The sequence below is a fragment of the Stenotrophomonas maltophilia complex sp. Om-AH-Sm3 genome (assembly GCF_059337855.1).
In genome coordinates, this window is sequence record NZ_JBYBLQ010000004.1 from 166,012 (window position 1) to 180,536 (window position 14,525).

Below are 14,525 nucleotides of genomic sequence, written 5' to 3' on the forward strand. Positions count from 1 at the left end.
GGGTTGCGCTTCACCCTTCGGCGAACGCCTCACGCAGCAGCGTGGCGAAATTGCGGATCAGCGGCGTTACCCGTTCGCGGTGCCAGGCCAGCTGCACTTCCGAATGCGCGCCAGCATCGGCCAGTGCCACGAAGCGCGATCCTTCCACGCGTATGTGATCGCATGACGACGGCAGGATCGCCGCACCCAGGCCCGCAGCGGCCAGGCTGATCAACGTCGATGCTTCACCGGCTTCCTGCACGATGCGCGGCGTGAAGCCCGCCGCCGCGCACAACGCGATCATGTGGTCGTGGATGCCCGCGCCGGCGCTGCGGCGGAACGCTACGAACGGCTCCTGCGCGAAGTCGCGCAGCGACAGCGTGCCCTGCTTCGACAGCCTGCGCAGGGCAGGGTGGTCGGCGTGCACGATCAGCGCCAGCGGGTCGACGAACAGGCTGTGCGCCACCAGTTCCGGCGGCAGCGCGCGCTTGCGGATGATGCCCACGTCCAGTGAACCGTCGAGCAGCGCGTCGATCTGCTGCAGCGTGTTCATCTCGCTCAGCTGCAGCCGCACCTGCGGGTACTGCTGACGGTAGCGCAGGATCGAACGCGGAATCTGCGGCGACAGCGGCGTGGCGCGAGTCAGACCGATGTGCAGTTCACCCTGCTCACCACGCTGTGCACGCTGCACCTCGTCCACGGCCGTTTCCACCTGCTGCACGATGGCGCGTGCACGTTCCTGCAGCAGTTCGCCCGCAGGCGTCAGCTGCACGCGGCGATGGCTGCGCACGAACAGGCGCGCGTCAATCAGTTCTTCCAGCTGGCGGATCTGTTGGCTGAGCGGCGGCTGTGACATGCCCAGCCGCTCCGCCGCCTGGCCGAAGTGCAGCGTATCGGCAACAGCGAGGAAGTAGCGCAGGTGGCGGAGTTCGATGGACATGGGTGCAGTTTATTCATCGTCAGCCGGAAATGAATCAGAGATGGGATCCGATCCCGTGCCGACCAACGGTCGGCACCCACCAACAGCAGCTGGCACCAACAGCAGCGACCAACTGTCGAAGGCGGGGTGGGTCCGGTTGCGGGGGGCGTGAGCGCCATGGATGGCGCGACCGAGCCTCCATGGACGGATTTACGGCGTTCCCCGTAACCGGACCCACCCCGCTATCCCACGGAAAGCCCGCTGTCGCCGTTGCTGTTGCTTCGGCCTCTGCAGGTGCAGGGCGCAGCCCTGCCGAACATCCCTCACCGCTCCGAATGCCCGCTCTGATCGTAATCGCGCGGACTGAACAACTCCGGCTGGATCAGCTCGATGAACGCCCGCGCCTGCGCCGACAACGCCTTGCCCCGGCGCACGATCACCCCGTAGCTGCGCTCGGGGAACCAGCGCTTCATCGACCGCGCCGCCAGCCGCTCGTGGTCGGCCTCGTTCAGGCACAGCGCCGGCACGATGGAAATGCCCATGCCCATCGCCACGTACTGCTTGATCACTTCCCAGCCCCCCACTTCCAGCGCCACGGTGTAGGCGATGCGGTGGCGCTGGAACACCTGGTCCACCAGGCGGTAGGTGATCTGCCGCTTCGGCGGCAGCACCAGCGGATAGCGCGCGATGTCGGCCAGCTCCAGCTCGCCGCCCTTGGCCAGCGGATGATCGTGCGGTGCGATCAGCACCTGCTCGAAGCGGTAGGCCGGGGCGTAGGTCAGGTCGGCCGGCACATCGGTCATCGAACCTATCGCCAAGTCGGCGGCATCCTCGCGCAGCAGGTCGGTGCCGTCGGCGCTGATCGCGTTGTGCAGGGTCAGGCGCACGTCCGGGTGGTGCAGGCGAAAGCGTTCGACGATCTTCGGCAGCAGGTACAGGATGGTCGAGCTGTTGGCGGCAATGTTCAGCTCGCCCGCGTCCAGGCCGCGCACCTTGTCGCGGAAGCGCGCCTCCAGCCCGTCCAGGTTCTCCACCAGCGGCTGTGCCATCTCGTACAGCAGCTGGCCCTCGCGGCTGGGCACCAGGCGCCTCCCGCTGCGCTCGAACAATGGCACCCCCAACTCCCGTTCCAACGCCTGCAACTGCAGGCTGATGGCCGGCTGGCTGACGAAAAGTGCCTCAGCCGCCCGTGAGACCGAGCCGAGGCGCACAGTCTGGCAGAACGCGCGCAGCGGCTTGAGCCGGTCGGATTTGTAGGAAAAACGAGGACTTGGCGGGGCGCGTGTGCTCATCGTGTAACGAGTATTAGCACAACTTATGTAAAACATTGCAAAAACTGTTTTGCCAAATACTGAGGCCCAGCGGCACCGTGGAGACGTTCCCCCCATCGCTGGAGTCGCCCATGTCCGCCGTCGCTTCCGCCGTTTCCACTCCCGCCACCAAGGCTACTCCCGGCATCGCCCTGGCGACCCGCGTGGCCGGCCAGGACACCCTGCTGCCGGCGCCGCTGCTGGCCCTGCTGGTGTCGCTGCACCGTGCGGTGGAGCCGGGCCGGCAGGCGAGGCTGCAGGCCCGCCGTGAACGCCAGGCGTTCTTCGACCGGGGCGGCCTGCCGGACTTCCGCGAAGACACCACTGCGATCCGCAGCGGCGACTGGCGCGTTGCGCCGCTGCCGGCCGCGCTGCAGGACCGCCGCGTCGAGATCACCGGCCCGACCGACCCGAAGATGGTCATCAACGCGCTGAACTCCGGCGCCAAGGTGTTCATGGCCGACTTCGAGGATTCGACCTCGCCGACCTGGCGCAACCTGCTGGCCGGGCAGCAGTCGCTGGCTGCGGCGGTGCGCGGCGATCTGGAATACACCGCCCCAAATGGCAAGCACTACACGCTGCGCCCGTACGACGAACAGGCGGTGCTGATCGTGCGTCCGCGTGGCTGGCACCTGGACGAGAAGCACGTACGCGTCGACGGCCAGTTCCTCGCCGGCGGCCTGTTCGACGCAGCGGTGTTCGCCTTCCACAACGCCCGCTCCCTGCAGGCCAAGGATCGTGGCCCGTACTTCTACCTGCCCAAGCTGCAGAGCATGGAAGAGGCGGCGCTGTGGGAAACCGCGCTGTCGCACATCGAAGGGATGCTCGGCTTGCCGCACGGCCAGATCAAGGTGACCGTGCTGATCGAAACGCTGCCGGCGGTGTTCGAGATGGACGAGATCCTGCACGCACTGCGTGACCGCATCGTCGGCCTGAACTGCGGGCGCTGGGACTACATCTTCTCGTACCTGAAGACCTTCCGCCGCCACGCCGACCGCGTGCTGCCCGAACGCGGCCAGGTGACCATGACCCAGCCGTTCCTGAAGGCCTATTCGGAACTGCTGATCCAGACCTGCCACCGCCGCGGTGCGCATGCGATGGGCGGCATGGCCGCGCAGATTCCGATCAACAACGATGCCGCCGCCAACGAACAGGCCATGGCCCGCGTGCGCGCCGACAAGCTGCGTGAAGTCAGCGCCGGCCACGACGGCACCTGGGTCGCGCATCCGGCGCTGATTCCGGTGGCGATGGCGATCTTCGACGAACACATGCCCGGTGCGAACCAGCACAGCGTGCTGCGCCAGGACGTGCGCGTCGGCCGCGATGAACTGATCGCGCGGCCGCCGGGCACCATCACCCGCGCCGGCTTCGAAGGCAACGTGGAAGTCTGCGTGCGTTACCTGGCGGCGTGGCTGGATGGCAACGGCTGTGTGCCGATCCATCACCTGATGGAGGACGCGGCCACCGCCGAGATCAGCCGCAGCCAGTTGTGGCAGTGGCTGCATACGCCGGGCCAGCAGCTGGACGATGGCACCGCGATCGACCTGGCCCTGCTGGATTCCACCCTGTCGCAGCTGTCGGCACGGCTGGGCGATACCACCGCGCTGCCCGGTGGCGCGCGCATCAGCGAGGCCATCGCCCTGCTCGGCGAACTGAGCCGCAGCGAAGAACTGACCGATTTCCTGACCTTGCCGGCCTACGCGCGCATCGATTGACTGCCGCCCGCGTCTACCGCCGTTTCCCTCCCCGCTGCACGCACGAACCGAACTGGAGAAAGACATGAGCAAGCTGCCCACTGCCGAACAGATCCAGCACGACTGGGATACCCACCCGCGTTGGGAAGGCATCCAGCGCAACTACAGCGCCGACGACGTGGTGCGCCTGCGCGGCACCGTCCACATCGAGCATTCGCTGGCCCGCCTGGGTGCGGAGAAGCTGTGGGCGTCGCTGCACGAGCGCGAGTTCGTCAACGCGCTGGGTGCACTGACCGGCAATCAGGCCATGCAGCAGGTCAAGGCCGGCCTGAAGGCGATCTACCTGTCCGGTTGGCAGGTGGCGGCCGACGCCAACCTGGCCGGGCAGATGTATCCGGACCAGTCGCTGTACCCGGCTGATTCGGTGCCGGCGGTGGTCAAGCGCATCAACAACACGCTGCTGCGCGCCGACCAGCTGCATCACGCCGAAGGCAAGGATGACATCGACTTCCTGCAGCCGATCGTGGCCGATGCTGAAGCCGGCTTCGGCGGCGTACTCAACGCCTTTGAACTGATGAAGGCGATGATCGAGGCCGGCGCCGCCGGCGTGCACTTCGAGGACCAGCTGGCCTCGGTGAAGAAGTGCGGGCACATGGGCGGCAAGGTGCTGGTGCCGACCCGCGAGGCGATCGAGAAGCTCAACGCCGCACGCCTGGCCGCCGACGTGATGGGCGTGCCGACCCTGCTGGTCGCGCGCACCGATGCCGAAGCTGCGGATCTGCTGACCAGTGACATCGACGGCAACGACAAGCCGTTCACCACCGGTGAGCGCACCGTCGAAGGCTTCTACAAGACCCGCAACGGCCTGGACCAGGCGATCAGCCGCGGCCTGGCCTATGCACCCTATGCCGACCTGGTGTGGTGCGAGACCGGCAAGCCGGACCTGGAGTTCGCCCGCAGGTTCGCCGAGGCGATCCACGCGAAGTTCCCGGGCAAGCTGCTGGCCTACAACTGCTCGCCCAGCTTCAACTGGAAGAAGAACCTGGACGACGCCACCATTGCCAAGTTCCAGCGCGAACTGGGCAGCTACGGCTACAAGTTCCAGTTCATCACCCTGGCCGGGTTCCATGCGTTGAACTACGGCATGTTCAATCTGGCCCACGGCTACGCGCGCCGCCAGATGAGTGCGTTCGTGGAACTGCAGGAAGCCGAGTTCGAAGCGGCCGAGCGCGGTTTCACTGCGGTCAAGCACCAGCGTGAGGTCGGTACCGGCTATTTCGATGCGGTGACCCAGGCGATCCAGCAGGGCCAGTCGTCGACCACCGCGCTGACCGGATCGACCGAGGAAGAGCAGTTCCACGGCGGGCGCAGCGAACGCGCGGCGTGAGCCGGTGCGCGGCGTGATCCGGTAGTGCCGGCCGCTGGCCGGCAATCACAGGATGCTCCGGGCGCTGCGTGGCAGCCGGCCAGCGGCCGGCTCTACCGGGGCCTGGAAATCCGATCAGGGTGGCCAGGGAAGGGCCAGGCAACGCCGGCCGGTCGGGGGACCTGCCGGCGTTGTTGTATCGATGCAAGGGGGGCAGCCAGCGGGCAGCGTCAATCAGGCGCACCCCGGGTTCCGGCAACTTGGCCGAAACCCTGTGAAACCCGGCATCGAATTGATCCAGCAGGGGTTTTGCCCGGGCACCCGTGACCAGAACGGGCCACCACCGATCTTCACATCAATCAAGATCGGCAGAGCGGTCAAAATGAGATAGGGCGCACACTTTAAAGCGGTGCTATGCTCCGCGGCTCACCAGGGGACGCTGGCGGCGGGTGCAGGGAATGACCGGCAGGGGTGCGGCCGAGAACAGTGATGTGACGACAGGTATCGCCCGGGTGGCGATGGCCGAGATCGTGCACGCGCTGTTGTCAGATGCCGAGGTGGCATTGTTTGCCAGATTCGCCCGCGCATGCAAGCTCCGTGCCGGACAGTGGCTGTTCCAGCGTGGTCACCGCGGCGAGCGCATGTATGTGATCCTCGAAGGCCAGATCGAACTGGACTTCGGCGAGGACCTGGTGATCAAGACACTCGGGCAGCATGAGTTCTTCGGAGAACTGGGCCTGCTGGTCGGCGACCACCTGCGCAGCGCGAGCGCGCGCGCGCTGGTCGACTGCGATGTGCTGGAACTGGGGCCGGCTGATTTCCACCGGCTGGTCGAATCCAATCCGGGCCTGGTGGCCTATTTCCTGCGCCGCACGATCATGCGCGTGCTGGCCAACGAACAGGCCCTGATCAGCCAGCTGCGCCGGCGCAACCACGATCTGGAAACCGCGCTGGACAACCTCTACATCACCACCCACCAGCTGACCCACACCCGCGAGCTGGTGCGTACCGATGAACTGACCGGCCTGCACAACCGCCGTGGCCTCACCCTGTACCTGCAGGAGTGCCGCGAGCGTGCCGAGGGGCCGCCACAGGCGCTGCTGCTGATCGATTGCGACCGCTTCAAGCAGATCAACGACCGCCACGGCCACCAGGCCGGCGACCGCGTGCTGCAGAGCATGGGCAACATCCTGCGCTCGATGGCTGGCGAACAGGATCTGGCCTGCCGGCTTGGCGGCGATGAGTTCTGCCTGATGCTGCGCCGTGGCAACCGCGAGATCGTGCAGCACGCTGCCGAGTTCATCCTCAGCGCGGTGCACGGCCTGCTCGAGCGCAGCCATGGCACGCCGCATGTAAGCCTGGTCAGCATCGGAGCCAGCCTGCTGGATGCCGACGCGGACTGGAGCGAGTGGTATGCCAGCGCCGATCGGGCGCTGTACCGGGCCAAGCGTGATGGCGGCAACTGCCTGCGCTGGGTGGATGATCCGGACGGCCAATAGGGAGATGCAGGCGATGAATGGCGACAACGGAACGTCAGCCCCGCATAGCCCACAGCTACGCGCCCTGCTGTTCACTGATCTGTGTGATTCGCTGCAGCTGGTCGAGCGGATCGGCGACGTGGCGGCGGCGAGCCTGTTCCAGGAACACGACCGCCTGGTGCTGGTGCTGCAGCACCGCTGGAATGGCCAGCTGATCGATCGTTCGGACGGCCTGTTCATGCTGTTCGAGCGCGCCATCGATGCCCTGGGCTTCGCCCTGGACTACCAGCGCGAACTGCATGCGCTGGGCCAGCAGCGTGCGATTGAACTGCGCGCGCGTGCCGGCCTGCATGTGGGTGACGTGCTGACCTGGGAAAACAGTGCAGAGGCGGTCCGCGCCGGCGCCAAGTCGATGGAAGTGGAAGGCTTGGCCAAGCCGATGGCGGCGCGCCTGATGATGCTGGCGCGGCCCGGCCAGATCCTGTTGTCGGCGGTAGCCGAATCGCTGACCCGCCGTGCCACCGATGCGTTGGGCGAGCGCGGCACGCGCCTGTTGTGGAAGTCGCACGGGCGCTGGCGCTTCAAGGGCGTGCCGGTGGTACAGGAAGTGATCGAAGTGGGCGAGATCGGCTCCGCACCGCTGCGCATGCCGCGTGCCAATGCCAAGGCCCGCCGCGACCTGCCGTTGTGGCGGCAGCCGCTGGTGCTGGCCGCCGAAGGCCTGGTGCTGGCGGTGGCGGTGCTGGGCGGCTGGCTGCTGCTGCGGCCGGAACCGGCGATCGCGTTCGCCGAGCGCGACTGGGTGGTGCTCGGTGATGTCGACAACCTCACCGGCGACCCGATCTTCGACGACTCGATGCGGCACGCGATCCGGATTGCGCTGGAGCAGTCGCGCTACGTGAACGTGCTGTCGGAGGGCAAGATCCGCGAAAGCCTGGAAATGGCGCGGCTCTCGGGCGATACCCGGCTCAGCCGCGATACCGCGGCCAACGTGGCAGTGCGGGAAGGCGCGCGCGCCGTGCTGCTGCCGACGGTGCGGCAGAAGATCGGTGGCTACGAGCTGGCCATCGATGTCGCCGCACCCGGCACCGGCCAGGTGATCCAGACGTTCACCGCTACCGTGGATCGATCCGACCAGATGGTGTTCGCGGTGGACGACGTGGTCGGGCGCCTGCGTCGCGGACTGGGCGAATCGGTGGCGAGCCTGGAACAGTCGTTGCCGCTGCCGCGGGCATCGACCCAGGACCTGCGCGCACTGCGTGCGTTCGCGCTGGCGGAGAGTGCACTGGGCCAGCGTCGCTTCGAGGAGGCGCGCAACCTGTACCAGGCGGCGATCGATATCGATCCTGGTTTCGCCCTGGCCTACATGGGCGTGGCCAAACTGCATGCGCGCGTCGAGGAAGGGCGGCGTGCACGCGAAGCCATGCAGCATGCGCTGGACCTGCAGGATCGGCTGCCGCCACGCGAGCGGCTGTACCTGAAGGCCTGGATGGCCGAGCTGGAGCCGGGTGGCTGGGCGCTGGAGCAATGGCGCACGCTGGCCAAGGTCTATCCGGATTCGTTCGCGGGGCTGTCCAACACCTCCTGGTACCTGCTGCAGGCCAACCAGTTCAGCGAGGCCGAACCCTATGCGCGTGCGGCCGCAGTACCGCAGGATCCGCTGCGGCTGTATCCGCTGGTCCACCTGGTGCGGATACAGATCGCTGCCAACCAACCGCAGCTCGCTGCCGAAACGCTGGCCCAGGCGCAGGTCCTGCGCGGTCGTGATGATGCCGATGAGACCGGTGTGGATGTGCTGGTGGCCCTGGGGCAGTACGCCAAGGCAGCGAAGCTGTTACCGCAGATCCATGCCAGCGATGCCCTGCAGCAGCGGATGAAGCTGCGTGCGCAGCTGCTGCTGGCGGCCGCGCAGCGCGATTGCCCGGCGATGCAGCGGGCGATACGTGAAGATGCAGCGGCGCCGACGCTGGTCGATCTTCAGGTGCAGCAGCGCCTGCAGCACGCCAGCGTGGCGGCGTTGTGCCCGGGCGCTGACCGTGTCGAGCTGCAGGCCATTGCGGCGCTGCTGCAGCCGATGCTGCAGGAGCGTGATGATCCCATGCTGCATGCCCGTGGCCTGCAATGGCTGGCACTGGTCCACCTGGCGCAGCGGCAGGGCCAGTTCGAACTGGCCAGGCGCTGGCTGGACGAGCAGCGGCCCCTGCTGCGCAGCCTGCGCAGTCCGGTCGCGGACCGCTGGCTGCGCATCGTCAGCGCCATGGACGAACTGCAGATGCAGCGGCCCGATGCAGCCCGCGCGCTGATCGAGCCGATGCTCGATGGCAGCGAGCCGGTGCAGGCACACGTCGTGCTGCTGCTCGCGCTGCGCGCACAGGGCAATGAAGCCGCGGTACGCCGCGAGCAGGCCTGGCTGTCCCAACATCGCGGCCAGGCCATTGCCGAGGTCACCGCCATGCAGGTCTGGCAACCACTGAACGTGCATGACGTGTCCACGTGGGCATCGCCGGCCACGGCCGGCGCGCCCTGATGGCGGGTCAACCGTCGATGCGCTCGCCGACCTTGCCGGCTTCGAAGCAGAACACCACGGTCATGGCCGCCACCGACCCGGACAGGTGGGCCTGCAGCCCGTCACGCACCTGGCTCAGCTCTTCGACCGAGGCCAGGGTGCCGATCTTCATGCAGTCGTTCTCGCCAACGGCACCGTCCAGCCCGATCGAGGCCAGGGCCTTGGCCGGCGACGCGGTGAAGTGGCGGCGGAAGTCGTCGCTGCCGATCAGGTGGTCCAGCAGGGTGCTGGCGTCTGCGGCGGAAAGGCGGGGATGGGTGCTCATGGGGATCGTCCGTAAGTGGAGTTTCTCGTATCGGCCGCGACAGCCTGCCATTGAGGGCCGCGCTGTGCACATCGCTAAAGTTGGCCGCGCCGCGGTCGTTGCTGCTATGCCGGTTGTGCGGCAGAAGGAAGGAAACCCATGCGCCTGCGCCGCTGCGCCAGCCTGATGTTCGAGCCCCGCGAGGCGGTCACCCTGGACCTGCGCGCGATGCTGGCCGGCCACGCCGAGATGGACAGCCAGATCAGCTGGGTGGCGCTGGCCGCGCATCTGGACCAGCCACTGCCGGTGGACGCCGAGGAGCGCCAGCTGCTGGGCGAGCTCAGCGCGCACCGCTGGAGCGAACCGCCCGCCGATGCCTCCCCGGCGATGCTGGCCCGCCTGGTCGAGCAGGGCCTGCTGCTGACCGACCCGCCGAGCGAGGTGGGGCACCAGTTGCGCGACGAGGCACTGCGGCGCAGCCAGTGGTGGCCGCTGGCTGCACTGGCCCATCGCCATGCACGCTGGCAGGCCGTGGACAGCGTGGAGGACATGCGTCGGCAGGGGTTGGACACCGCTGCCGGCCTGCGCCAGCGCCTCGGGCCGCCGCCGCCGGTGGTGCAGCCCATGCAGGGCGACTACCAGCCGCTGCCGCGCAGCGAAGAGGCCGCGTTCGATGCACTGCTGGCGCGCCGCACCACCTGCCGCAATTTCGACCCGCAGCGCGCGCTGCCGCTGCCATTGCTGGCCCAGGTGCTGCAGCGCACGCTGATGGCGCACGCGGTGCAGAAGGTCGAGCGCGATACCGAGTTCCTGAAGAAGAACGTGCCTTCCGGTGGCGGCCTGCATCCTACCGAAGGCTTCCTGCTGGTGCAGAACGTGGAAGGACTGGCACCGGGCCTGTACCACTACCACCCGGTGCAGCACGCCGTGCTGCCGCTGCCCTCGCCACCGCCGCAGGCACTGCCGGCGCTGGCGCGGCGGATGCTGTCCGGGCAGGCGTGGTTCGCCGATGCGCCGGCGATGCTGGTGCTGGCGCCGCGCTATGACCGCTGCTTCTGGAAGTACCGCAACCACGCCAAGGCGCATCGTGCGGTGACGCTGGATGTCGGCCACATCTCGCAGCTGCTGTACCTGTGCGCGACCGAGCGCGGGCTGGCGGCGTTCGTGACAGCGGCCATCAACGATGCCGATGTCGATCGTGCCTTCGGCTTCGATGGCATCGGTCAGAGCGCGATGGCCATCTGCGGCCTGGGCTGGCGCAGTGCCACGCTGGACACGGCCGAATTCGATCCCGCAGGTCGGGTGACGGCGGGCGACGACCGCTGAGCGACCGTCGCCCCGGCGTTCACGCCGCTTCGAAGTCCACCAGTACCGCGCCGTCGCTGACCTGGTCACCGGCCTTGGCGCGGTAGCCCTTCACCGTGCCGTCGGCCGGCGCCTGCAGGGTGTGCTCCATCTTCATCGCTTCCAGCACCACCAGCGGCGTGCCGCGCTTGACCTCGGTACCGGCGGCGACCAGCGTGGCCACGATCTTCCCGGGCATCGGTGCCAGCAGGCTGCCGGCATCGGCCACGGCGTGGTCCGATTCGCTCACCGGATCATGCAGGGTGAAACGGTGCTGGCCGTCGGTGCCGAACAGGTACAGCTGGTCACCCTCGCGCAGCAGCTGCAGTGTCCAGCGGCGCCCGCCCAGCTGTACCGCCAGCCCCCGCACATCGGCTGTGCCGATCACCTGCACGGGTGCCGCGTCATCGCACTGCACGCGCCAGCCATCGGTCTGCGCCCACACCTTCAGCGTGTGCCGGCGTTCACCCTGCTGCAGCGGAAGCACGCGCGGCGCGGGCGCGCCAAGGCGCCAGCCATCCTGCACCTGCCACGGCGAATGCGGGTCGCGCGCGTCGCTGGCTGCACCTGCAGTAGTGGCCACGGCGGCCACCGCCGCCAGCAGCCACAGCGCATCATCGCTGTCACCCACCCGGCCCAATGCGGCCTGCTCGCGCTCGATCAGCGCGGTATCCAGCTTGGCGTGGGTAAACGAATCGGTGTTCACCAGGCGGCGCAGGAAACCGGCATTGGTGGTCACGCCCACCACCTGGCAGTCGGCCAGGGCCTGGCTCATGCGGCGCAGCGCGGCGTCGCGGTCCACGTCCCAGACGATCAGCTTGGCAATCATCGGATCGTAGTACGGGGTGATGCTATCGCCTTCCTCGACACCGGTATCCACGCGCACATGAGTCGACGGCGCCGGCAGGCGCAGGCGGCGCAGGAGGCCGGTGGACGGCAGGAAACCACGGTCGGCGTCTTCGGCATACAGCCGCGCCTCGATGGCATGACCATGAATCGCCAGCTGATCCTGGCGCAGCGGCAGCGGCTGGCCCGAGGCCACGCGCAGCTGCCACTCCACCAGGTCGGTGCCGGTGATGTACTCGGTGACCGGATGCTCGACCTGCAGGCGGGTGTTCATTTCCATGAAGTAGAAATCGCCGTCCGGGCCGGCGATGAACTCCACCGTTCCGGCACCGACGTAGCCCACCGCGCGCGCGGCATCGACCGCGGCCTTGCCCATCGCAGCACGACGTTCGGGGCTCATGCCCGGGGCGGGCGCTTCTTCCAGCACCTTCTGGTGGCGGCGCTGCACCGAGCAGTCGCGCTCGAACAGGTAGACCGCCTCACCGTGGCTGTCGCCGAACACCTGGATCTCGATATGGCGCGGGCGCTCGACGTACTTCTCGACCAGCACATGGTCGTTGCCGAATGCCGAGGCGGCCTCGCGCTGGCAGCTGGCCAGTGCATCGACGAAGTCCTCGCTGCGTTCGACCTTGCGCATGCCCTTGCCACCGCCACCGGCGCTGGCCTTGATCAGTACCGGGTAGCCGATGGCATCGGCCTGCGCGCGCAGGAACGCCGGCTCCTGCTGGTCGCCGTGGTAGCCCGGCGTCAGCGGCACACCGGCCTTGGCCATCAATGCCTTGGCGGCGCTCTTGTCACCCATCGCGCGGATCGCGCTGGCCGGCGGCCCGATGAAGGTGACGCCGGCGGCGGCGCAGGCATCGGCGAAGTCGGCATTCTCGGACAGGAAGCCGTAGCCGGGGTGGATCGCCTGCGCGCCGGTCAGGCGTGCGGCGTCGAGCAGGGCATCGCCGCGCAGGTAGCTCTCACGCGCGGCGGCCGGGCCGATGTGGATGGCCTCGTCGGCCAGGCGTACGTGGCGTGCGTTGCGGTCGGCATCGGAATACACCGCCACGGTGGCGATGCCGAGGCGGTGGCAGGTGGCGATGACGCGGCAGGCGATTTCGCCGCGGTTGGCGATCAGGACTTTGGTGAACATGGCAACAGGCTCGGTCATGGCACGGGTTACATGCGGAACACGCCGAAGCGCGTCTGCTGCGGGGCGGCGTTGAGGCTGGCCGACAGCGCCAGCGCCAGCACCCGGCGGGTGTCGGCCGGATCGATCACGCCGTCGTCCCACAGGCGCGCGCTGGCGTAGTACGGGTGGCCCTGCTGCTCGAACTGGTCGCGGATCGGTGCCTTGAACGCGTCTTCCTCCGCTGCCGGCCACTGGCCACCCTTGGCCTCGATGCCATCGCGCTTGACCGTGGCCAGCACGCTGGCGGCCTGTTCGCCACCCATCACGCCGATGCGCGCGTTCGGCCACATCCACAGGAAGTTCGGCGAGTATGCACGGCCGCACATGCCGTAGTTGCCGGCACCGAACGAGCCACCGATCACCACGGTGAACTTGGGAACCCTGGCGCAGGCCACCGCCATCACCAGCTTGGCCCCGTCCTTGGCGATACCACCCTGTTCGTACTTGCGGCCGACCATGAAGCCGGTGATGTTCTGCAGGAACACCAGCGGGATGTTGCGCTGGGTGCACAGCTCGATGAAGTGCGCGCCCTTCAGTGCCGACTCGGAGAACAGGATGCCGTTGTTGGCGATGATGCCGATCGGGTAGCCGTTCAGATGGGCGAAGCCGGTGACCAGCGTTGCGCCGTAGCGCGGCTTGAATTCGTCGAAGCGTGAGCCATCGACCAGCCGCGCGATCACTTCGCGTACGTCGTAGGGCTTGCGCGTATCGGCCGGGATCACCCCGTACAGTTCGTGTGCCGGCAGCAGCGGTTCCTCGGGCGCCTGCATCGCCATCGCCGGTTCCGGCTTGCGCCAGTTGAGCTGGGCGATGATCGCGCGCACCCGTGCCAGCGCCTGCAGGTCGTTGTCGGCCATGTGGTCGGCCACGCCGGAAATGCGCGTGTGCACATCGGCGCCACCCAGTTCCTCGGCCGTCACCACTTCGCCGGTGGCCGCCTTCACCAGCGGCGGGCCGCCGAGGAAGATCGTGCCCTGCTCGCGCACGATCACCGTCTCGTCGCTCATCGCCGGCACATAGGCACCACCAGCGGTGCAGCTGCCCATCACGCAGGCGATCTGCGGAATGCCCTGCGCCGACAGGTTGGCCTGGTTGTAGAAGATGCGGCCGAAATGGTCACGGTCGGGAAAGACTTCGTCCTGCAGTGGCAGGAACGCACCACCGGAATCGACCAGGTAGATGCACGGCAGGTGGTTCTGCTCGGCGATCTCCTGCGCGCGCAGGTGCTTCTTCACCGTCATCGGGTAGTAGGTGCCGCCCTTGACCGTGGCGTCGTTGGCCACGATCACGCATTCCACGCCGCTCACCCGGCCGATTCCGGCCACTACGCCAGCGGCCGGCACGGCGTCTTCGTACATGCCGTGCGCGGCCAGCGGCGCGATTTCCAGGAAGGCGCTGCCGGGGTCGAGCAGCGCGTCGATGCGGTCACGCACCAGCAGCTTGCCGCGCGCGGTGTGCTTGGCGCGTGCGGCTTCGCTGCCACCCAGCGCGGTGCGGGCGAGGGTGGCATGCAGGTCGTCGACCACGGCTTGCATGGCCGCGCGGTTGCTTTCAAACGTTTCGCTGCCCGGTTGCAGCTGGGTGCTCAATACGGTCATCGCA

At 67.9% G+C, this 14,525-nt stretch carries 10 protein-coding genes; 5 read left to right on the plus strand and 5 right to left on the minus strand.

Features of this window, described 5'->3' with window-relative positions:
- Positions 1-10: 10 nt before the first annotated feature.
- A complete protein-coding gene (locus AC10QF_RS07090) occupies positions 11-919 on the minus strand; it encodes a LysR family transcriptional regulator (protein WP_005420736.1) in 909 nt (302 codons plus the stop codon).
- 302 nt (positions 920-1,221) lie between these two features.
- Positions 1,222-2,190, minus strand: a complete 969-nt coding sequence (locus tag AC10QF_RS07095; RefSeq protein WP_053499296.1) for a LysR family transcriptional regulator — start codon at positions 2,188-2,190, stop codon at positions 1,222-1,224.
- 110 nt (positions 2,191-2,300) lie between these two features.
- On the opposite strand from AC10QF_RS07095, the gene aceB reads away from it, so the two are divergent.
- The 4 genes from aceB to AC10QF_RS07115 all read left to right on the plus strand — a co-directional run bounded on the left by aceB (position 2,301) and on the right by AC10QF_RS07115 (position 9,273).
- Entirely contained in the window at positions 2,301-3,923 is a 1,623-nt protein-coding gene (gene aceB, locus AC10QF_RS07100; RefSeq protein ID WP_494541975.1) for a malate synthase A, read from the plus strand.
- Positions 3,924-3,987: 64 nt separating this feature from the next.
- A complete protein-coding gene (gene aceA / locus AC10QF_RS07105; RefSeq protein ID WP_494541976.1) occupies positions 3,988-5,289 on the plus strand; it encodes an isocitrate lyase in 1,302 nt (433 codons plus the stop codon).
- A 437-nt stretch (positions 5,290-5,726) separates the two neighbouring features.
- Complete coding sequence (locus tag AC10QF_RS07110) at positions 5,727-6,767, plus strand: GGDEF domain-containing protein (protein WP_414607902.1); 1,041 nt, start codon at positions 5,727-5,729, stop codon at positions 6,765-6,767.
- A gap of 13 nt (positions 6,768-6,780) precedes the next feature.
- A complete protein-coding gene (locus AC10QF_RS07115; RefSeq protein WP_494541977.1) occupies positions 6,781-9,273 on the plus strand; it encodes a putative peptide modification system cyclase in 2,493 nt (830 codons plus the stop codon).
- A 7-nt stretch (positions 9,274-9,280) separates the two neighbouring features.
- Here the strand turns inward: AC10QF_RS07115 and AC10QF_RS07120 are convergent, their stop codons facing one another.
- The gene (locus AC10QF_RS07120; RefSeq protein ID WP_065178400.1) at positions 9,281-9,577 is read right to left on the minus strand and encodes an NHLP-related RiPP peptide; all 297 of its coding nucleotides are present in this window, start codon (positions 9,575-9,577) and stop codon (positions 9,281-9,283) included.
- 138 nt (positions 9,578-9,715) lie between these two features.
- On the opposite strand from AC10QF_RS07120, the gene AC10QF_RS07125 reads away from it, so the two are divergent.
- Positions 9,716-10,882 carry a putative peptide maturation dehydrogenase gene (locus tag AC10QF_RS07125; RefSeq protein ID WP_069138098.1) on the plus strand — a complete coding sequence of 389 codons (1,167 nt, stop codon included), beginning with the start codon at positions 9,716-9,718 and terminating at the stop codon, positions 10,880-10,882.
- 19 nt (positions 10,883-10,901) lie between these two features.
- Here AC10QF_RS07125 and AC10QF_RS07130 read toward each other — a convergent pair whose 3' ends face one another.
- Together AC10QF_RS07130 and AC10QF_RS07135 are read right to left on the minus strand one after the other, a co-directional pair.
- On the minus strand, positions 10,902-12,884 hold the full coding sequence (locus AC10QF_RS07130) for an acetyl/propionyl/methylcrotonyl-CoA carboxylase subunit alpha (protein ID WP_494541978.1): 1,983 nt from the start codon (positions 12,882-12,884) through the stop codon (positions 10,902-10,904).
- Between the two features lie 26 nt (positions 12,885-12,910).
- On the minus strand, positions 12,911-14,521 hold the full coding sequence (locus AC10QF_RS07135) for a carboxyl transferase domain-containing protein (protein WP_111176920.1): 1,611 nt from the start codon (positions 14,519-14,521) through the stop codon (positions 12,911-12,913).
- Between the last annotated feature and the right edge of the window lie 4 nt (positions 14,522-14,525).